General features: G+C 63.8%; 18 protein-coding genes. 7 read left to right on the top strand and 11 right to left on the bottom strand.

Features of this window, described 5'->3' with window-relative positions:
• Nucleotides 1-5: 5 nt before the first annotated feature.
• Both GH665_RS31905 and GH665_RS31900 read right to left on the bottom strand, forming a co-directional pair.
• Nucleotides 6-758: an IclR family transcriptional regulator gene (locus GH665_RS31905; RefSeq protein ID WP_074288001.1), complete on the bottom strand. Its 753-nt coding sequence runs from the start codon at nt 756-758 to the stop codon at nt 6-8.
• Nucleotides 759-899: 141 nt separating this feature from the next.
• Nucleotides 900-1,664, bottom strand: a complete 765-nt coding sequence (locus GH665_RS31900; protein WP_030103539.1) for an IclR family transcriptional regulator — start codon at nt 1,662-1,664, stop codon at nt 900-902.
• 201 nt (nt 1,665-1,865) lie between these two features.
• Between GH665_RS31900 and sauS the strand changes: the two genes are divergently transcribed.
• The 3 genes from sauS (at nt 1,866) to GH665_RS31885 (ending at nt 6,462) form a co-directional block, all read left to right on the top strand.
• On the top strand, nt 1,866-3,317 hold the full coding sequence (gene sauS, locus GH665_RS31895; protein WP_153141118.1) for an acylating sulfoacetaldehyde dehydrogenase: 1,452 nt from the start codon (nt 1,866-1,868) through the stop codon (nt 3,315-3,317).
• Nucleotides 3,314-4,978: an AMP-binding protein gene (locus tag GH665_RS31890; RefSeq protein WP_153141117.1), complete on the top strand. Its 1,665-nt coding sequence runs from the start codon at nt 3,314-3,316 to the stop codon at nt 4,976-4,978. Before sauS ends, GH665_RS31890 begins: the two co-directional genes overlap by 4 nt.
• A gap of 101 nt (nt 4,979-5,079) precedes the next feature.
• Nucleotides 5,080-6,462: an MFS transporter gene (locus GH665_RS31885; protein ID WP_153141116.1), complete on the top strand. Its 1,383-nt coding sequence runs from the start codon at nt 5,080-5,082 to the stop codon at nt 6,460-6,462.
• Between the two features lie 71 nt (nt 6,463-6,533).
• Here GH665_RS31885 and GH665_RS31880 read toward each other — a convergent pair whose 3' ends face one another.
• Complete coding sequence (locus tag GH665_RS31880; protein WP_153141115.1) at nt 6,534-7,451, bottom strand: NAD(P)-dependent oxidoreductase; 918 nt, start codon at nt 7,449-7,451, stop codon at nt 6,534-6,536.
• A 241-nt stretch (nt 7,452-7,692) separates the two neighbouring features.
• Between GH665_RS31880 and GH665_RS31875 the strand changes: the two genes are divergently transcribed.
• Genes GH665_RS31875 through GH665_RS31865 form a run of 3 tightly spaced genes read left to right on the top strand, consistent with a single transcriptional unit; the run spans nt 7,693 to nt 8,984 of the window.
• Nucleotides 7,693-8,154, top strand: coding sequence for a VOC family protein (locus GH665_RS31875; RefSeq protein ID WP_153141114.1), 462 nt, complete (start codon nt 7,693-7,695; stop codon nt 8,152-8,154).
• 3 nt (nt 8,155-8,157) lie between these two features.
• Complete coding sequence (locus GH665_RS31870) at nt 8,158-8,496, top strand: ArsR/SmtB family transcription factor (protein ID WP_153141113.1); 339 nt, start codon at nt 8,158-8,160, stop codon at nt 8,494-8,496.
• Nucleotides 8,493-8,984, top strand: a complete 492-nt coding sequence (locus GH665_RS31865; RefSeq protein WP_153141112.1) for an SRPBCC domain-containing protein — start codon at nt 8,493-8,495, stop codon at nt 8,982-8,984. Before GH665_RS31870 ends, GH665_RS31865 begins: the two co-directional genes overlap by 4 nt.
• Before the next feature lie 69 nt (nt 8,985-9,053).
• On the opposite strand, the gene GH665_RS31860 is transcribed toward GH665_RS31865, so the two are convergent.
• Both GH665_RS31860 and GH665_RS31855 read right to left on the bottom strand, forming a co-directional pair.
• The gene (locus GH665_RS31860) at nt 9,054-9,665 is read right to left on the bottom strand and encodes a LysE family translocator (RefSeq protein WP_153141111.1); all 612 of its coding nucleotides are present in this window, start codon (nt 9,663-9,665) and stop codon (nt 9,054-9,056) included.
• Nucleotides 9,666-9,729: 64 nt separating this feature from the next.
• On the bottom strand, nt 9,730-10,377 hold the full coding sequence (locus GH665_RS31855; RefSeq protein ID WP_153141110.1) for a VTT domain-containing protein: 648 nt from the start codon (nt 10,375-10,377) through the stop codon (nt 9,730-9,732).
• 133 nt (nt 10,378-10,510) lie between these two features.
• Here GH665_RS31855 and GH665_RS31850 point away from each other — a divergent pair, with 133 nt between their 5' ends.
• Nucleotides 10,511-11,038, top strand: a complete 528-nt coding sequence (locus GH665_RS31850) for a GNAT family N-acetyltransferase (RefSeq protein WP_153141109.1) — start codon at nt 10,511-10,513, stop codon at nt 11,036-11,038.
• 165 nt (nt 11,039-11,203) lie between these two features.
• Here the strand turns inward: GH665_RS31850 and GH665_RS31845 are convergent, their stop codons facing one another.
• From GH665_RS31845 to GH665_RS31820, 6 genes are all read right to left on the bottom strand, one after another.
• Complete coding sequence (locus GH665_RS31845; RefSeq protein ID WP_153141108.1) at nt 11,204-12,265, bottom strand: alkene reductase; 1,062 nt, start codon at nt 12,263-12,265, stop codon at nt 11,204-11,206.
• Nucleotides 12,266-12,350: 85 nt separating this feature from the next.
• On the bottom strand, nt 12,351-12,653 hold the full coding sequence (locus tag GH665_RS31840) for an ArsR/SmtB family transcription factor (protein ID WP_153141107.1): 303 nt from the start codon (nt 12,651-12,653) through the stop codon (nt 12,351-12,353).
• Between the two features lie 147 nt (nt 12,654-12,800).
• A complete protein-coding gene (locus GH665_RS31835) occupies nt 12,801-13,979 on the bottom strand; it encodes an acetate/propionate family kinase (RefSeq protein WP_153141106.1) in 1,179 nt (392 codons plus the stop codon).
• Nucleotides 13,980-13,992: 13 nt separating this feature from the next.
• Nucleotides 13,993-14,934 carry a phosphate acetyltransferase gene (locus GH665_RS31830; RefSeq protein WP_153141105.1) on the bottom strand — a complete coding sequence of 314 codons (942 nt, stop codon included), beginning with the start codon at nt 14,932-14,934 and terminating at the stop codon, nt 13,993-13,995.
• Between the two features lie 302 nt (nt 14,935-15,236).
• Nucleotides 15,237-17,243, bottom strand: coding sequence for a bifunctional DedA family/phosphatase PAP2 family protein (locus GH665_RS31825; RefSeq protein ID WP_153141104.1), 2,007 nt, complete (start codon nt 17,241-17,243; stop codon nt 15,237-15,239).
• Nucleotides 17,244-17,346: 103 nt separating this feature from the next.
• Entirely contained in the window at nt 17,347-18,054 is a 708-nt protein-coding gene (locus tag GH665_RS31820) for a glycine zipper 2TM domain-containing protein (RefSeq protein WP_153141103.1), read from the bottom strand.
• Between the last annotated feature and the right edge of the window lie 46 nt (nt 18,055-18,100).

Raw genomic sequence — 18,100 nt, 5'->3', positions numbered from 1 at the left:
GCGGCCTAGAACGTTTTGGCGAGTTGCTGGGCGGCTTCCTGCAGACGCGGCACGAATTCGAGGGCGCGCGACAGCGGCGCGCGCGAGACCGGCGCATGAACGGCGATTGCTGCGATGCAGGTATTGTTCTCATCCATCACCGGCGCGGCCACGCACGCGATGCCGGCGACGAATTCCTCATTGTCGATGGCGATACGCTTGTGTGCGGTACGGTCGAGTTCCGCTTCGAGCAGTTCGGGATCGGTGATGGTATTCGGCGTGAAGCGTTCGAGCTTCAATGTGCGCACGAGGGCGGAGCGCTGTTCGCGCGGCAGCATGGCCAGCAGCAGCTTGCCGCTCGCGCTGCAATGCGCCGGCACGTGCGAGCCGGGCTTGAGATCGAGCCGCAACGGCCAGGGCGCTTCGAGCCGGTCCAGATAGAGCACTTCGGTTTCGTGCAGCATCGTGAGATTGCAGGTCTCGCCGAGATCGGCCACCAGATTCGACAGGATGGCGTGCCGCAGCCGGCGTGCGCCCGAATGCATCATGACGCCAAGGCCGAGTTGTGCGAGACGCGGCCCGATCACATAGGCGTTCTTCTGGCCCGGTTCGCGGATCACGAGGCCGCCGGCCTCGAGCGAAGCCAGCATGCGATGCAGCGAAGCCTTGGGCAGATCGACGTCCTGTGCGATGTCGGCAAGCGACACCGGACCTTCGGCGCGCACGAGATGCTCGAGCAGCGCGAACGCGCGCAGGGTAGGGGTATCCGCTTTAGTCATGTCGGCCGTTCCGGAAAATGGATCGGCGTCATTGTACCGCGTGGCCTTGCCGGCCTTGGTTTTTGCGGGAAATCGGGTGATTCCCGTGTGTCGTTCCAGGGATGAGGGTTCCGTTTTTCGGAATGGCTGGCTGCGAACACTCTACTGCCGGAACGTCTTGGCGGTTTCCTCCGCCGCGAACCGCAGATCGGGCAGGAAGGCCAGCAGGTCGTCGAGTACAACGCGCCCGACCGGCGCCTGCACGGCAATCGCCGCGCACGCGCGATTGCGGTCCAGCATGACCGGCACCGCGATCGCGATCAGCCCCTGCAGGTGTTCCTGATTGTTGATCGCAAGCTGGCGCCGCCGCGTAATGGTCAGTTCGCGGCGCAATTCAGTGCGATCCGTAATGGTTCGCTCGGAATAAGCGCGTAGCGGCAAGGTTTCGATGACCCGTTCGCGCCGTTCCTTCGGAAGAAAGCTGAGCAGCAGCTTGCCGCTTGCCGAACAATGCAGCGGCACATGCGAGCCTGGCTGAAGGTGCATGCGCAGCGGCCATTCCGTTTCCACCCTGTCGACATAGACCACGTCGTTGCCGGCCAGCATCGTCAGATTGCAGGTCTCGCCGATCTTGGCCACCAGCTGTTCCAGCAGTACATGGCGGGCCGCGGCCGGGCCCGCGTGCATCAGCACGTTGACCGCCAGCATCCGCACGCGCGGCGAGCACTCGTACAGCCGGTCGCTGGCGCTGCGCGTGACCAGCCACGCATCCATCAACTGCACCAGAATCCGGTGCACGGTCTGCTTGGGCAGTTCGAGGGCGTGGACGAGATCCGTCATGGAAAGTGGGCCGCTTGCCTCAGCCAGGGTTTCGAGTACACGAAATGCACGCACGGCCGCTGCATTCGATTGATTCGAAGTCGACACGCTGTCTCCTCAACGTCGTAGTTATACGTTCGATTGTGCATCGGTCTGTTTAGTTTTCGGGACTATGGAAAGTCCCGAATATTGCACTTTTCGATTCTCGCCCGTCCGGCGCGAGGGATAGTTCAAAAAACGGGACTCCGAAGCAGGTGCGGCTCACTAGATTGGTATCAATACCCATCTTTTCCGTCCGGAGTGAACCGTATGAATGTCAGGGCCACAGAAGCCGAAGCTGCGCACGTGGGCGTGGGCGCGCATAGCGAAGTCGAACGCGTTGTCGCGTCATTGGTGGCGCGGGCGCGCGCCGCACAGCGCGTATTCGAGGTCGCGGGGCAGGAAGTGCTCGATGCCGCCGCCGACGCCGCCGCGTGGGCGATCATGGAGCCCGGGCGCAACCGGCAGCTTGCCGAACTGGCGGTGCGCGACACCGGTCTTGGCAACGCGGACGACAAGTTCCGCAAGAACTATCGCAAGACACTCGGGCTGTTGCGCGATCTGCGCGGGCAGAAAACCACCGGCGTAATCGAGCGTCATGACGCCACCGGGATCGTCGAGATCGCGCGGGCGGTGGGCGTGGTGGCGGCGATCACGCCGTCCACCAATCCGGCGGCCACACCGGTCAACAAGATCGTCAACGCGCTCAAATGCGGCAACGCCGTGATCGTCGCGCCTTCGCCGAAAGGGTATTCGTCGTGCGCGTTGCTGATCGATTTCATTCACGCGCAATTCGCCAAAGCCGGCCTCTCGCCCGACCTCGTCCAGATGTTGCCCGCGCCGATCAGCAAGGCGGCCACCGCTGAGCTGATGCGGCAGTGCGATCTGGTCGTGGCGACCGGCTCGCAGGCGAATGTGCGGATGGCCTATGCAAGCGGGACGCCTGCGTTCGGCGTGGGGGCGGGGAACGTGGCCTCGATTGTTACCGCTCCGGCCGATCTGCACGATGCAGCGCACAAGATTGCACGCTCGAAAACCTTTGATAACGCGACGAGCTGTTCCTCCGAGAACAGCGTTGTCATTGAAGCTGCGGTGTACGCAAACATGCTGGCGGAATTGACAGCTTGCGGCGGCGTGCTGCTCGACGCCGCGCAAAAGGCGCGCCTGGAGGCCACGCTGTGGTCGAACGGCAAGCTGTCCGCACACTGCACCGCACGCTCGGCCACGGAAATTGCACGGGCGGCCGGTCTGGACGAAATCGCCGCACGCGAGCCCGCATTCCTGATGGTCGAGGAAACCGGCTTCGGCGCAGATTTCCCGTTCTCGGGCGAGAAGCTCGCGCCGGTGCTGACCGTCTATCGCGCGCAGAGCTTCGACGCCGCGGCCGACATTGTGCGCGGCATCTACGCGTATATGGGCGCGGGGCACTCGGTCGGCCTGCACTCCACCGACCCGGAGCAGGCCTTGCAACTCGCCTCGACGCTGCCGGTGGCGCGCGTGATCGTGAATCAGGCGCATTGCCTCGCGACCGGCGGCAACTTCGATAACGGCTTGCCGTTTTCGCTTTCGATGGGATGCGGCACGTGGGGCCGCAACAATTTCTCGAGCAATCTCAACTTTCATCACTACCTGAACATCACGCGCGTGGCCTACCCGATTGAGGAGCGTGTCCCGGAACTGGACGACGTGCTCGGGGATTTCTTCGCGAGGTACGGCAAATGAAGACGCCTCGCACCATCCGCGCACTGATTGACGCGCGCGCCGCGCAGTATCCCGACAAGCCGTTCCTGCTGGCGGCCCCCGAATGTGACGGGGACGGCGGCGCTGCTGCGCGCGCCGACGTGTTGACCTTTGCGGAACTGCGCGACGACTGCCGCGCACTCGAGACGGTCTTTCACGAAGCAGGTTTGCAGGCCGGCGACGTGGTGTCGGTCTTCATGGGCAACGGCATCCATACGGCAAGGCTGCTGCTCGCGGCAATGTACAGCGGGCTCGTCGCCAATCCGCTCAACCTGTTGTGCCAGTCTTCGCAGTTGCGCTACATCGTCGAGCATTCGGACACGCGCATGGTCTTTGTTTCAGGCGAGACGCACGAGGCGATGTCGAGCGCGATCGCGCAGTTGCGTGAACAGGGTGTGACTCGCCCGGTTGCACTGATTCGCACGGAGCCGGATGCCGCCGTGGCTCCTGTGCCGGTGTGCGCCGAAACGGCGCTGCTGGAAGCGGCGGGCGTGAGCGCCGCGCAGAGGGGCGCGGCGGAGCGCGCGGCGTGTACGTCATCTCCAACCGCCTGGGATTCCAAAGCGTTATCGGACAGTGAACCCGATGCGAGCGACGTGGCACTGCTGATGTACACGTCCGGTACCACAGGGGCTCCGAAGGGTGTTCTTCTGGATCATCGGAATCTGCTGGCCAATGCGCGCAACATCTCGCACGAACACCGGCTCGATACCGGCGACCGGGTCTTCGCCGCGTTGCCGCTTTATCACATCAACGGGCTGGTGGTGACGCTGCTGGCGCCGCTTTTTCATGGCGGCTCCGTGGTCATGGCGCCGCGTTTTTCGGCGCGCACTTATTGGCGCGATGTCGCGCGCCACGGTTGCACATGGATCAATGTCGTGCCGACGATCGTCGCCTATCTGCTCAATAGCGACGAAGCGTGCACCTTCGATCTGTCCGCGCTGAGGTTCTGCCGTAGCGCGTCGGCGGCGCTGCCCGCCGATCATCATCGGGCGTTCGAGGCGCGTTTCGGTATCGGCATCATCGAAACGATGGGCATGACCGAAACTGCAGCGCCAGTGTTCAGCAATCCATATGATCCGGCGGACCGGAAAATCGGCAGCATCGGCCTGCCTTCAGGTGGTGAAGCGAAGGTGATCGATCGCGACGGCCGCGAATGCGCACCTGACGAGTGCGGTGAACTGGTGTTGCGTGGCGAACAGGTCATGCGCGGCTATTACAAGCGCCCTGAGGAAACGCGTGCGGCGTTCACCGCGGACGGTTGGCTGCGTACCGGCGATCTCGGCTATCGCGACAGCGATGGTTACTTCTACATCAACGGCCGCGCGAAGGAATTGATCATCAAGGGCGGTGAAAACATCGCCCCGCGCGAGATCGACGAAGCGTTGCTCAAACACCCCGGCGTGCTGGATGCGGCGGCGGTGGGTGTGCCGGATGCCGCCTACGGGCAGGAGATCGTCGCCTTTATCGTGCCCCGCGTAGCGCAGGGGCAGGGGCCGGGCGCGCTCGACATCGCGGATCTGCGTGAGCACTGTTTGCGCGAACTGGGCCGCTACAAGACGCCGAAGGAGTTTCGCTTCGTCGAGGAACTGCCCCGTGGACCCTCGGGCAAGGTGCAGCGCCTGAAACTCGTGCCCACCTGACGGCGCGTGCATCAACACGGTTTCGCGGCACGACGTACGGATCGAACGACCACAGACGCCACAGACGCCCCAGGCGTCACATAAGAGACACAGGAGACAGCATGCAAACGCACAAGCGGCGTGTGAAGACGCGCCACATCATTCTGGCGGTCATGTGCCTGATGTATTTCATCTCGTACATCGACCGCGTGAACATTGCCGTGGCCGGTCCGATCATCCGGCACGAAATGGGGCTGACGACGGTTCAACTCGGCCTTGTGTTTTCCGCTTTCGCTTATCCATACGCGTTCATGCAGGTGATCGGCGGCTGGCTGTCGGACAAGTACGGACCCAAACTGGTGCTGACCGTGCTCTCGCTGATCTGGGGGGCGGCGACGCTCGCCACCGGATTCGCCGGCAGCGTGGCGATGCTTGTCGCGTTGCGGTTCGCGCTCGGCATCGGCGAGGGCGGTGCGTTTCCTACGGCGACGCGCGCGTTTACTTACTGGATGCCGGTGGCGGAGCGGGGGTTCGCTCAGGGCATCACGCATAGCTTCGCCCGTCTTGGTGGCGCGGTCACGCCGCCGCTCGTGCTTGCGATCGTGGTGGCGGGAGGTTGGCGCGACGCGTTCATTCTGCTCGGCGTCGCAAGTCTCGCGTGGACGGTGCTGTACCTGTGCGTCTTTACGAATTCGCCGGAGCAGAACCGGCGCGTGACGCCCGAGGAGACTGCGGAGATCGGCTATCGCGTTGGCGATTGCGAGCGCGCCAAACGTGCGGCTACGCCATGGCGCAAACTGATCCGCCGTATGTGGCTCGTCACGTTCGTGGACTTCTGTTATGGCTGGCTGCTGTGGGTTTATCTGACCTGGCTGCCTTCGTACCTGAAGGAGGCGCGCGGCTTCGATCTCAAGCAACTGGCGCTGTTCACGGCGCTGCCGCTGCTCGCGGGCGTGATTGGCGATACTCTGGGCGGGGTCGTTTCGGACCGGCTCTACAAGCGTACCGGACGGCTGCGTTTTGCGCGCTGCGCGGTGCTCGTCGTCGGCATGGGCGGTTCGCTCGCCTTTCTGCTGCCGATGGTGTCCGCGACCAATCCGCTGATGGCGGTGCTGTTTCTTTCAGCGTCGTTCTTCTTTCTTGAGATCACCAATCCGGTGTTGTGGACTTTGCCGCTCGACATCGGCGGCCGATACGCAGGCACGGCGGGCGGCATGATGAACACGGGCTTCGGCATTGCCGGCATGATCTCGCCCGTGGTGTTCGGCTATCTGATCGAGACCACCGGGAGTTATAACGTGCCGTTCACGATTTCCGCCTGTTTGCTGGGAGTGGGGATCGTGGCCGCGCTTTTCATCGACCCGGCGAGGACCGTCGAGGCCGACGAGGAACGCGAACGGCGCGAAGGCGGCCAACTCGACAGCCTGCCCACGTTCCTGCAGGCAGGCACCGCGGTGCGACTGGAGCGGCACCATCTGCGCCGTCCGCTGCGCTGGCGCAGATAAGGCGTGCTCCAGGCGAGCGGGCGGGCTGCGATGTCATGGCCCGCCTGCTCGCCCGCTGGTGATGCGGGTAGTTAGCCGGCGCGCTTGAGTTTGCGCAGGCGCCAGATGAGACTTGAGGTGTCGTAGCGGTTGCCACCCAGTGCCTGAACGTCACCGTAAAACTGATCGACAAGCGCGGTGACCGGCAGCGATACGCCGACGCGCTTCGCTTCGTCGAGACAGAAACCGAGGTCCTTGCGCATCCAGTCGACAGCGAAGCCGTAATCGAACCGGCCTTCGATCATCGTCTTGCCGCGATTTTCCATTTGCCAGCTAGCCGCCGCGCCCTTGCCGATCACCTCCAGGACGCGCGTCATATCGAGCCCGGCGTTCTGGCCGAAATTAATCGCTTCGGACAAGCCTTGCACCATGCCGGCGATGCAGATCTGATTGACCATTTTGGCCAGTTGCCCGGCGCCGGTCGAGCCGATCAGCGTGACCGCAGCCGCGTAATGATGCAGGGTCGCTGCGCAACGCTCGAAGGCCGCCGCGTCGCCGCCGCACATGATCGTCAGCTTGCCGTTTTGCGCCCCTGACTGGCCGCCGGAGACCGGCGCGTCGATGAAGTGCAAACCCTGCGTACCCGCGATGTCCGCGAGTTCGCGGGCGACGTTGGCCGAGGTCGTGGTGTGATCGACGAAGGGCGTGCCGCGCGCCATGCCCGCAAACGCGCCGCGCTCGCCGAGGGTAATGCCGCGCAAATCGTCGTCGTTGCCCACACAAGCCAGCACCAGATCGGCGCCGTCCGCGGCTTCGCGCGGCGTGGCTGCGGCGCGTCCGCCATATTCGGCAACCCATTGTTCGGCTTTCTGCGCGGTGCGGTTGTAGACGGTCACGTCGAGGCCGGCTTTCGCCAGATGTCCGGCCATGGGGTAACCCATGACGCCAAGGCCAAGAAAGCTGACGCGGCGCACGGCATCGCTTGGGGAGGAGGCTGCTGAATGGTTCATTGGGGTTCCTCGGGGCTGAGGGGATATCGGGGAAATCAATTATGTCAGCGATATCTCCGAGGCGCGAGAAGCCGCGCCCCCCTCGGCTTGCCGTCTGTAGACCCAGGGAAGGTTCCGTTTTTTGGGGCCACGCCGGGACGCGACACGATACGAATACGCTACGAATGCGCCGCCCTTGCTTTTTCTATTTGTTTAACTATGATGTTAAATATCAACCTAAAAGTTAACAAATGAGGCAGTCATGAACGAACCGTATCATCGCCCTTCGCTGGGTGCGGCCGTGGTCTACAAGGATCCGTTTGCCGCGCTCGATTTCCTCGAAAAAGCGTTCGGCTTCGAGCGTCAAATGGTGATTACTGAGAGCGACGGCCAACTGGCTCACTCGGAAATGCGGTTCGGCGACAGCTACATCATGATCGGCCGCGAATGGTCGGCGGACATGGCGAGCCCGGTGGCGGTCGGCGGTAAGAATACGCAGTCGGTGCACGTGCAACTGCGCGAAGGAATCGACGAACATTGCGCCCGGGCGCGCGCCGCGGGCGCCGTGATTACGCGCGAACTGGCGGATCAGTTCTATGGCGACCGCGTCTACGCGGCACGCGATCCGGAAGGGCATGTCTGGAGCTTCGGCCAAACGGTTCGCGAGGTCTCGCGCGAGGAAGCGGAGCGCGTGAGCGGCCTGAAAGTCGAAGGATGGGTCTAACCGATGGGACTGCCCGCCAGCGTTTCGCTTGATCGCACTCTGGCGGCGCTCGCCGATCCAAACCGGCGTCAGGTGGTGGATCTGCTCAGCGTACAGCCGATGCGGGCCGGCGAACTCGCGCAGGCCACCGGCCTGTCGCCGCAGGCGATGAGCCGGCATTTGCGGGTGCTGCGTTCGAGCGAACTGATCGAGGAATCGCACGACGGCATCGACGCGCGCGTGCGTCTCTACGTGCTGCGATCGGCGCCGATGAATGAACTGAAGGCATGGCTCGAGCAGACCGAGGCTTTGTGGTCCGAGCAACTGCTGTCGTTCAAAGCGCATCTGGAGCAGCAGGAATGAGCTCACGTGTGCAGGTGTCGCTGCGCGTCGCGGCCTCGCCGCTGCGCGCGTTCGAAGTGTTCACGCGCGAGATCGGCAAATGGTGGCGCCCCAATGGCCTGTTTCAGTTCACGCCGCAAGGCGCGGGTGTGTTGTCGTTCGAGCAGGCTGCGGCGCCTCACGCGTCCGGGGAATGCGGCCGCCTGATCGAGACGCAGCCGGATGGGAGTGTGTTCGAGATCGGCAAAGTCACGGCTTGGGAGCCTGGCGAGCGTTTGGCATTCGGCTGGCGTCAGGCCAGTTTCACGGATGCGCAGCACACGCATGTGGAGGTGCGCTTCGACGCGGTGGGCGACGAAACGCGCGTGACGGTTGAACATCGAGGCTGGGATACGGTGCCGCAGGAGCATGTGGCACGCCACCATTTTCCGGAGCGCGTGTTTCTGTTGCGGCATGGCGAATGGTGGCAGGCTTTGCTGGCGTCTCTGCGTGATGAGGTGAAAACCTGAGCCTCAGAGACTGGGGTGCAGCCACGGCGCCGCCAGGCTGAACGCCTGGCGGGTGCGCTTACCTTCCAGTCAGCGCGTGGCGATGGCGGCGGCGACGCCGGCCATGAGGGTGGCGCTGGCGCGGTTGGTGATCTTCACCGCGCGGCGAGTGGTCAGCAGTTTGCGCGCACGGGTAGCGAGCAGGGCCCAGCCGAAGTCGACGACCATCAGCACGATCAGCATGGTGAGCGTCAGTTCGAACCACGCGACGGTGCCGATGCGCGAGAGGTCGATGATGGTCGGCAGCAACGCGAGATAGAACACCATGATTTTCGGATTGCCGAGCGTCACCAGCATGCCGGCGACAAACATGCGCCACGGCGACTGGCCGTTCGGCAAGTCGTTGCCCTGTACGTCGGCCGGTGCGCGCCACATCTTCCACGCAAGGAACAGCAGATAGGCGACGCCGGCAAACTTCAGCACGATGAACACCACGCCGAAGCTGCGCGCGATCACCGCGAGGCCGGCCACCGCGCAGGTGAGCCACAACGCTTCGCCGAGCCACATCGCCGCGAGAAACGGCAATACGTCACGAAAGCCGTTGGTCAGGACGCGGGCAACCAGCGCCGCGACGCTGGGGCCTGGCGTGCCGGCAGCGATGATCAGCGCCAGTGCGAAGACGAGCAAAGCGGACAGCGACATAGCGTTTCTCCACGAAATTCAATGAGCGTACAAGCTTCGGTTCCACAAGCCTGCTGGCGCCGGATCAGCGGGCACGCAACCTTCGGTTGACGAAACGCCACACGGCGCTCACCAGTAGCGATCCTACACCGAGCGAGACGCCCAGCAGCACGATCGAACTCATATGATCGCGCACCAGCGGCACGTTGCCGAACAGATAGCCGGCCGTTACCAGCGAGACGATCCACAGCGCGGCGCCGGCCGTGACGAACGACACGAAACGCGCGAACGTCATGCGCGAAACGCCGGCGACGAACGGCGCGAATGTACGCACGACGGCAATGAACGGCGAGAGCAGGAAGGTCAGGCCGCCGCGTGCTTCGTAAAACGCGTGCGCTTTACGCAGCGCATTCTTGTCGAGCCAGCGATAGTCGGCGGTGTAGACCTTTTCGCCGATCGCGCGGCCGATTGCATAGCAGACGACGCTGCCGGCTACCGTGGCGGCGAACAGCACAGGGATCACGAGCCAGACGTTCAGCGCGCCGGTGGCGGCGAGACCGCCACAGATAAAAATCAGCGGATCGCCAGGTAAAAAGAATAGCGGCAGGAAGCCGATCTCGACGAATACCACGAGAAATAGCATGGCATAGACGGCGGCGCCGTATTGCACGATCAAACCGCTCAGGTGCTGGTCGAAGTGCAGGGCGACCTGCAGCACATGCATGAAATCCATCTTGGTTCGAAAGGGAGTGGGGTGTTCAGGAGTTTAGTCCCGTGGCAGCGCGGGCACTTGTTTATTTCGAAGAGGTGATGTCAATATCGGGGATGTCTTTCAGAATCGCCCCTAAAAAGCCTACGAAATACCTATGCAATACGCTTCCAATCTTACGTTCCGCGTTGCCGCGCCGCACGATGCGCAGGCTATCCGCACGATCGAATTCGAGGCCGGCCAGCGCTTTGCCAGCGTCGGCATGGCCGGTATCGCCGACGCCCCGCCGATGGAACTGGACATCGTCAACCGCAAGATCGACGCGCAGCAGATCGTCGTCGCCGTGGCTGCCGATGGTAGCTGTGTGGGGTTCGTGATGTTCGAGCCGCAGCCCGCGCGCTTCTATATCCAGGAGCTCGACGTGCTGAGCTCGCATGCAGGGCAACGTATCGGCGCGGCGTTGATCGAGCAGGTCGCGCATCGGGCGCGCGCGCAACAGATCACGCAGCTCACGCTGTCGACGTATCGGGAGGTGCCGTGGAATGCACCGTACTATCGTCGGCTTGGCTTTCGCGATATCGAGGAGGCCGATCTCGATGCCGTGCTGATCGCGCGGCGCGACGCGCATATCGCGCGTGGCCTCGACGAATCGAAGCGCGTCTTTATGCGGCGTGACCTCGCTTGACGCGAACGCGCCGCGCACAGCGGCCAATGCATGAAAAAACGCGGAGGATGTGACCAGATATCGTTCCGGTCACATCCTCCGCGTGGTCCTGCAGCGTGCTACGAGTAAGTAGCCGCTTTAACGAAGCGGCTTATGCTCCTACTGACCTCCGCTGACGCTACAGGCTTACTCGACGGTTTCCAGCGCCGGATAGTCCACGTAGCCGGTTTCGCCGCGTGCGTAGTACGTCGCCGGATTCGGCTTGTTCAGCGGTGCATTCGTTGCGAAGCGGCGCACCAGATCCGGATTCGCGATGAACAGTTGACCCCATGCCACCGCGTCCGCTTCGCCCGCGTCGAGCACCTGCTGCGCGGTTTCCTTCGTGAACTTTTCGTTCGCGATGTACGGGCCGCCGAATGCTTTCTTCAGTTGCGGGCCGAGGCGATCGTCGCCGAGTGCTTCGCGTGCGGCGATGAACGCAATCTTGCGCTTGCCGAGTTCGCGTGCCACGTAGCCGAAGGTGGCCGCCGGGTCCGAATCGCCCATGGCATGCGCGTCGCGACGCGGTGCAAGGTGCACACCGACACGGTTCGCGCCCCAGACGTCGATACAGGCGTCGGTGATTTCGAGCAGCAGACGGGCGCGGTTTTCGATCGGGCCGCCGTAGGCGTCGGTACGCTTGTTGGTGCTGTCCTGCAGGAACTGGTCGAGCAGATAGCCGTTCGCGCCGTGCACTTCAACGCCGTCGAAACCTGCTGCCTTCGCGTTTTCGGCGCCCTTGCGGAACGCTTCGACGACACCGGCGATCTCGTCGAGTTCCAGTGCGCGCGGCGTCACGTACGGACGCTCCGGGCGCACCAGGCTCACGTGGCCTTGCGCTGCAATCGCGCTCGGCGCGACCGGCAGTTCGCCGTTGAGAAACAGTGGATCGGAAATGCGGCCAACGTGCCACAGTTGCAGGAAGATCTTGCCGCCGGCTTCGTGCACAGCGTTCGCGACGATCTTCCAGCCTTCCACCTGTTCCTGCGACCAGATGCCCGGCGTTTCGGCATAACCGACACCTTGCGGCGTGACGGAAGTGGCTTCGCTAATGATCAGACCTGCCGTGGCACGTTCAGCGTAGTACCTTGCCATCAGCGCGTTCGGCACGCGGATTTCTTCGGCACGCTGGCGTGTGAGCGGCGCCATGATGATGCGGTTCGACAACGTGATGTCGCCAATCTGGAGCGGGTCAAAAAGAGTCGGCATATGAGTTCACCTTAGGTGGCGGGCGCGTGGCCCGGGCCTTAAAAAACTGCATGATGAGAGAAGCGCGGCGATGCGGACGAGGCGTTCAGAGCCCGTTGTTCATGTACTCGAGAAACGCCTGAATGACGGCCTCGTTGCGTTTGAAAAACACCCATTGACCGACCCGCTTCGACGTGACGAGACCCGCGCGCTGCAAGGCGGCGAGATGCGCCGACACCGTGGACTGCGACAGGCCGCAGCGCGCGTCGATCTTGCCGGCGCACACGCCGTAGTCGAGCGGCAGGTCCTGATCGGAGAAATGCGCATACGGTTCGCGCAGCCAGCCAAGAATCTCCCGCCGTACAGGGTTGGCAAGCGCTTTGTGAATCGCGTCAATATCGAGCGTCATGAGACAGTTTTCAGGGCATGAACAACACGCAGCCATGCCGCCGGTTGGCGGTCACGCATCTGCATCGCTACAGAACGAATTATATATCGGATTTTAACGATATGCTTGAAGCCATCACTGGCAGTGGGGTCGATAGGGTTTAGCCGTTCATGACTCCAGCCGGTGCCGGGCGTGCCGGGCGATCATCAGTTCTTCGTTGGTCGGAATGACCCACACGTCGACGGCGCTTTGCGGATCGCTGATGCGCGGTCCGTGCTGCGCATTCGCCTGCGCATCGAGCGAGACGCCCAGCCACGCGGCCGCGCGGCACACGCGTTCGCGCACGGGCGCCGCATATTCGCCGATCCCCGCCGTGAAGACGATCGCGTCGAGGCCGCCGAGCGCGGCCGCGAGCGAGCCGAGTTCGCGCGAGATCCGATAGCAGAAGAGCTCGACGGCTTCGAGCGCAGCGGGCGCGTCGCTCGCGAGCAGGGTGCGCATGTCGCTCGATATGCCGGAAACGCCCAGCAAACCCGAGCGCTTGTAGAGCATGGTTTCGATCGCGCGCGCATCCATGTGCGCTTCCTCCATCATCCACAGCACCACGCCGGGGTCCAGGCTTCCCGAACGTGTGCCCATGACCAGCCCTTCGACGGCGGTGAAGCCCATCGTACTGGCGATACTCTTGCCGTGATGCAGCGCCGTCATGCTTGCACCGTTGCCGAGATGCAGCACCACGGTTTTGCCATAGGCGGCGCGTTCGTCGTATTGAGGCAGAACGCTCGCGATGTACTCGTACGAGAGGCCGTGAAATCCATAGCGCCGCACACCGCGCCGTGTGATCTCGGGCGGCAGCGCAAAGCGGGTCGCCACGGCGGGCTGGGTATGGTGGAACGCGGTGTCGAAGCAGGCGATTTGCGGCACCTGCGGGTCGCGCGCCGCTATCGAGCGGATCGCCGCGAGGTTATGCGGCTGATGCAGCGGCGCGAGCGGGATGAGCGCCTCGAGTTCGGCGAGCACATTCGCGTCGACCCGCACGGGCGCTGAGTAGCGTTCTCCGCCGTGCACGACGCGGTGGCCGACGGCGAGCAGGCGCGCGTCGCCTGCGTGCGCGCGCAGCCATTCCAGCAGGAAGGCGATCGCATTGTCATGACCAAGGCGTTCGCCCGCCGGCCAGCGCTTGTCTTCGATGATTTCACCGGTTTGCCGTTTGACCTGAAAACGCGGCTCGGTGTAGATCTCTTCGATCTTGCCGCCGGCGATCGGGTCGAGCTTGCTCCCGCTTACCGAGAAGGCGTGAAACTTGATGCTGGAAGATCCCGCGTTGATGACCAGGATGACGTCCATACGCGAACCCTCTTTAGACGATGGCCGCGGAAGGCTTCTCGCGCCGCGCGAGCGCGACGAGCGAGGCGACCGCGCACGACGCGAGCCGCGTGATCACCGAATCGGCACGACTGGTCAGGATGATCGGCACCTTCGCGCCCAGCACGATGCCGGCGGCATCCGCACCGGCGAGAAACGACAGGCTTTTGGCGAGCAGATTGCCGGCTTCGAGATCCGGTACGACCAGCACGTTGGCATGACCGGCCACAGGCGACGAGATGCCCTTGATTTTCGCGGCTTCTTCGCTGATCGCGTTGTCGAGCGCGAGCGGGCCGTCGAGAATCCCTCCCGTAATCTGCTGGCGGTCGGCCATTTTGCACAGCGCGGCGGCGTCGAGCGTGGACGGCACTTTGGAGTTGACGGTTTCCATGGCGGAGAGAATCGCCACTCTCGCGGCCGGAAAACGCAAGGCGTGCGCGAGGTCGATGGCGTTCTGCACGATGTCGCGTTTCTCGTCGAGCGTCGGTGAGATGTTCACGGCCGCGTCGGTGATGATCAAGGCATCTTCGCGGCCGGGCACGTCCATCACGAAGCAATGGCTGACGCGCCGCTCGGTGCGCAGCCCCGTGCCTCGCGCGACGACCGCGGCCATCAGTTCGTCCGTGTGCAGCGAGCCTTTCATCAGCGCCTCTGCCTTGCCTTCATGCACCAGTTGCACGGCGATTTCCGCCGCTGCATGACTGTGCGGCACGTCGACGATGGGCAGATCGCCGAGCTCAAGTTTTCCTTCTCGCGCGAGAGCCTCGAGCCTGGCGCGCGGCGCCACGAGTATCGGCGCAATCAGGCCGAGGCGGGCGGCTTCGATCACCGAGGACAGGGAGTCGTGATCGCATGGATGCGCGACAGCGGTTGGCAATGGCGGTAGCGTCGCGGCGAAAGCGACCAGCCGCTCGTATTTTTCGCGTTTATGTTCCATCTTGTATGCCTCCGGCTAGCTGGGTTGCAGTTTAGGTGGTGACGATTGCTCTGGCAATTGGAATCGGAGCGGGAATCGGAGCGGAAATCGGAGCGGAAATCGGAGCGGTTTCGATCATGCGCCGGCAATCGATGCCACGAAGGCAGGCCCGCTCTCTTGCACCAGGCTCACAGGCGAAATTTTTCCGGCCACGATGAGACCATCGATGTGAGGAGTACGATGCATATTGATTCAATCCGGCGTCGTCATGCGGATATGATGCGCGCCTTGTCTGGCGTGCGATCTCATCGGCAAAGCGTCGCTCATTCTACCGGAGAGGCCAGCAGCGACACCGGCACACCGTGGCAACTCACTCTGGCCACAAGCGCCGCGCCGAGTCCGGCGCTCGCTTTTGTGTGAGCGTCGAATGACGACACTTCCCTGTCGACCCGCAGAATGTTGAGCGGCCACGATGCCCGGGAGAGCCGTTCGTGCGCGAAAGCCCCGACCCATAGCGGGGCGGTCGACGCACCGTTATCCACGGCATAGCCGCTCGGCCAGAAGCGCAGGACGTCGCGTTCGTCGCGCGCGTTGCCGGGACGCATGAAGACCAGCGACGAAGGCACGCCGTTGTTCAGCTTCGGCAAGACGGGCAGCGATACCGCGGCGACGTTCGGCGAGGCGAGCGAGAGCAGGCTGTGCGCGGACACGTCGGTACCCTCGACCCATCCCTGCGCACGTAACTGTCCCTTGATTGAATCGAGGTTCGACACCCATTGCAGGGTGAGCGGTTCCTTGCGGTCGCCGCCCATGTCGGAGCGATAGCATGGCAGCATCTTCCACAGCGAACCCGTCCACTGCGCTTGCGTGACGAGCACGGGCGGCGGGCGCGGCGCATTGTCCGGCGGCGACGCCGGCGGATTGACGCTCAGTTGCACGCCCACGCTCACCAGCATCACCACCAGAACCACGAGCGGCATGAGGCCGCGTGAGGGCGGCACCTCCGGGTGACGCAACATCGCCGTCAACGCGACGATGGCCACCCAGATGTACGCAAGCGCGGCGCCGCCGATCGCATCGGAAACCCAGTACCTGCCGAAGTAAAGCCCTGCCAGCGCGACCACGAACACGACGACCGTACTCGCGGTCGCCACGAACAGGCCTTCCAGCATGCCGACCCGTCGCGCCAGCAGAAACGCGAGGAACCCGTAGACGATCACCGTCGCGGCGACGTGGTTGCTCGGAAACACGTAGGCGTCGGACAGCAGTTCGTTGGGCGGCGCGCGGTGCATGGCGAACTGCAGCGCGAAGATCAGCAATTGCGAAAACACGACTGCGGCGAGCCAGTAACCGATGGTGCGCCAGCGCCGTTCCACCAGCATCCACAGCACCACCGTCACGACCAGTGCAGTCAGCGTGAAGACGCTGCCGAGCGTGGCGAGCCCCGCAAGGACGGTGTCGCTCCATGGCGTGCGCACCGATTGCAGGAAGTGATAGACGGAAAGATCGACGCCGACCAGCGGGTCGCCGCTAATGACGTCTTCGAGGACGCCAAAGAACAGCGCGCCCGACGCCAGCACGATCAGCGACGTCACTACGATGCTGCTGGCATCCGGCTGCTCAGGGTCCAGCAGTCGCCGCGCGAGCCGGCCGAACGGGCCGGGGTGGCGGCAAGCCCAGCTTCCCAGATAGCGGCCCGCCGCGCTCGACCATGCACTGGCATGCGAAAGCAGGAAACCCATCGCGCGAAAGCTCAGCCAGACGATGCCCACCAGTAACACGATGACGACGACGAGCCGGAACGACACCGCGCCGGCGAGCAGCATCGAGGCGCCGAATACCACGCCCGGCAGGATGTGCGCGGGGGCCCATAGCAGCGCCGACAGCACGTTCATCGCGTAGAAGCGCGCCGGGGTCATGCCCAGCATGCCTGCCACCACCGGCACGATGGCCCGCAATGGTCCGATGAAGCGGGCGAACACGACGCTTTTGGCGCCGTGTTTCTGAAAGAAGCGGTGGCCGGCGTCGAGTACCTGGGGATGAGTGCGGAACGGCCAGAGCTGGACGATTCTGGCCTTATAGCGCTTGCCGATCCAGAAGCTCATGCCGTCCCCGGCGATGGCGCCGGCGATCGCCGACAGAAATGCCCAGCCAAGGCTCAGCGAACCGGTGCCGACCAGCGCGCCCGCAAGAAACATGGCCGTACTGCCCGGGACGAAGGTGCCGATGACAGCAATGGCCTCCAGAAAGGCCGCAAGGCAGATGACCGTGAGTGTCCATGCCGGATGGCCGGCAAGCAGATGCAAAAGGTGGATGTAGGCGTGCTCCATCGTGCGCGATCAGCCGTTCTGGACTAACGGTTGATCATAACGCGCACGACGCTTCCTCACATTCTTGCTGACAGGCAGCCGGCGCAATACCGGCTGCACGACCTCACGAAGCCGTCAGCGAATCGCCGGATACGTGAACCCGTTCGCCGATCTGAACGTCCGGCTGGGTCGGGTAGCTGAAGTTGCGATAGCTGCCGTCCTGCATGCGCACCTGGACCTGATAGGTGGTCTGCTTGCGCACGGCGTGCTCGATGCCGTTGCCGGCCAGGCCGCCGCCGACAACACCCGCGATGGTGGTGAGAATCTTGCCGCGTCCACCGCCGATCTGATTGCCGACGAGGCCGCCCGCGACCGCGCCACCCAGTGCGCCGAGGCCGGTGGTCGGCTCAGGCGCCTGGACCGTATTGACGGCGACGACTTCGCCCGCATAAGGATCGGCAACCGGTCTTACCGGCGCGGATTGATACGGTGCCTGGTAGCCCTGATTGTTTGCGTACCTCGGGGCGTCCGCGGCGGGCGTGCTGTGTGTGTGATGGACGCGCGGGCGGGCCGGCGCGGCCTGCTGGACGGTTTGCTGAACCGGCTGCTGAAGCGCGGACGGTTGGGGCGCGGCAACCGGAGCACTGGCCACCTGCGCCGCGGCCGTGGTGACTGGCTGCGCGGGCTCGGTGACGGCATGCGAGGTGGGCAGAAGACCGGTCATCGCCGCGATGCCGGTGGCGCTCGCAAGAATGACGGCTACCGCTGCGCCGGCGATCAGGGGATGAATGCGATTGCGTTGCGGATTGCTGGGTGTGAGATTGGTGTGCATTGCGGGCTCCGCGGGTAGATGCCTGCAATAACGCCGCAGCAGCGCG

The sequence above is a fragment of the Paraburkholderia agricolaris genome (genome assembly GCF_009455635.1).
GTDB classification, from domain to species: Bacteria; Pseudomonadota; Gammaproteobacteria; order Burkholderiales; family Burkholderiaceae; genus Paraburkholderia; species Paraburkholderia agricolaris.
This window is presented reverse-complemented; position numbering and strand designations above follow the sequence as displayed.

What these genes read in the sequence shown, in the direction of transcription:
- GH665_RS31905 (WP_074288001.1), bottom strand. Translation starts at nt 758, where the DNA reads ATGACTAAAGCGGATACCCCTACCCTGCGCGCGTTCGCGCTGCTCGAG.
- sauS (WP_153141118.1), top strand. Translation starts at nt 1,866, where the DNA reads ATGAATGTCAGGGCCACAGAAGCCGAAGCTGCGCACGTGGGCGTGGGC.
- GH665_RS31890 (WP_153141117.1), top strand. Translation starts at nt 3,314, where the DNA reads ATGAAGACGCCTCGCACCATCCGCGCACTGATTGACGCGCGCGCCGCG.
- GH665_RS31885 (WP_153141116.1), top strand. Translation starts at nt 5,080, where the DNA reads ATGCAAACGCACAAGCGGCGTGTGAAGACGCGCCACATCATTCTGGCG.
- GH665_RS31880 (WP_153141115.1), bottom strand. Translation starts at nt 7,451, where the DNA reads ATGAACCATTCAGCAGCCTCCTCCCCAAGCGATGCCGTGCGCCGCGTC.
- GH665_RS31875 (WP_153141114.1), top strand. Translation starts at nt 7,693, where the DNA reads ATGAACGAACCGTATCATCGCCCTTCGCTGGGTGCGGCCGTGGTCTAC.
- GH665_RS31870 (WP_153141113.1), top strand. Translation starts at nt 8,158, where the DNA reads ATGGGACTGCCCGCCAGCGTTTCGCTTGATCGCACTCTGGCGGCGCTC.
- GH665_RS31865 (WP_153141112.1), top strand. Translation starts at nt 8,493, where the DNA reads ATGAGCTCACGTGTGCAGGTGTCGCTGCGCGTCGCGGCCTCGCCGCTG.
- GH665_RS31860 (WP_153141111.1), bottom strand. Translation starts at nt 9,665, where the DNA reads ATGTCGCTGTCCGCTTTGCTCGTCTTCGCACTGGCGCTGATCATCGCT.
- GH665_RS31855 (WP_153141110.1), bottom strand. Translation starts at nt 10,377, where the DNA reads ATGGATTTCATGCATGTGCTGCAGGTCGCCCTGCACTTCGACCAGCAC.
- GH665_RS31850 (WP_153141109.1), top strand. Translation starts at nt 10,511, where the DNA reads ATGCAATACGCTTCCAATCTTACGTTCCGCGTTGCCGCGCCGCACGAT.
- GH665_RS31845 (WP_153141108.1), bottom strand. Translation starts at nt 12,265, where the DNA reads ATGCCGACTCTTTTTGACCCGCTCCAGATTGGCGACATCACGTTGTCG.
- GH665_RS31840 (WP_153141107.1), bottom strand. Translation starts at nt 12,653, where the DNA reads ATGACGCTCGATATTGACGCGATTCACAAAGCGCTTGCCAACCCTGTA.
- GH665_RS31835 (WP_153141106.1), bottom strand. Translation starts at nt 13,979, where the DNA reads ATGGACGTCATCCTGGTCATCAACGCGGGATCTTCCAGCATCAAGTTT.
- GH665_RS31830 (WP_153141105.1), bottom strand. Translation starts at nt 14,934, where the DNA reads ATGGAACATAAACGCGAAAAATACGAGCGGCTGGTCGCTTTCGCCGCG.
- GH665_RS31825 (WP_153141104.1), bottom strand. Translation starts at nt 17,243, where the DNA reads ATGGAGCACGCCTACATCCACCTTTTGCATCTGCTTGCCGGCCATCCG.
- GH665_RS31820 (WP_153141103.1), bottom strand. Translation starts at nt 18,054, where the DNA reads ATGCACACCAATCTCACACCCAGCAATCCGCAACGCAATCGCATTCAT.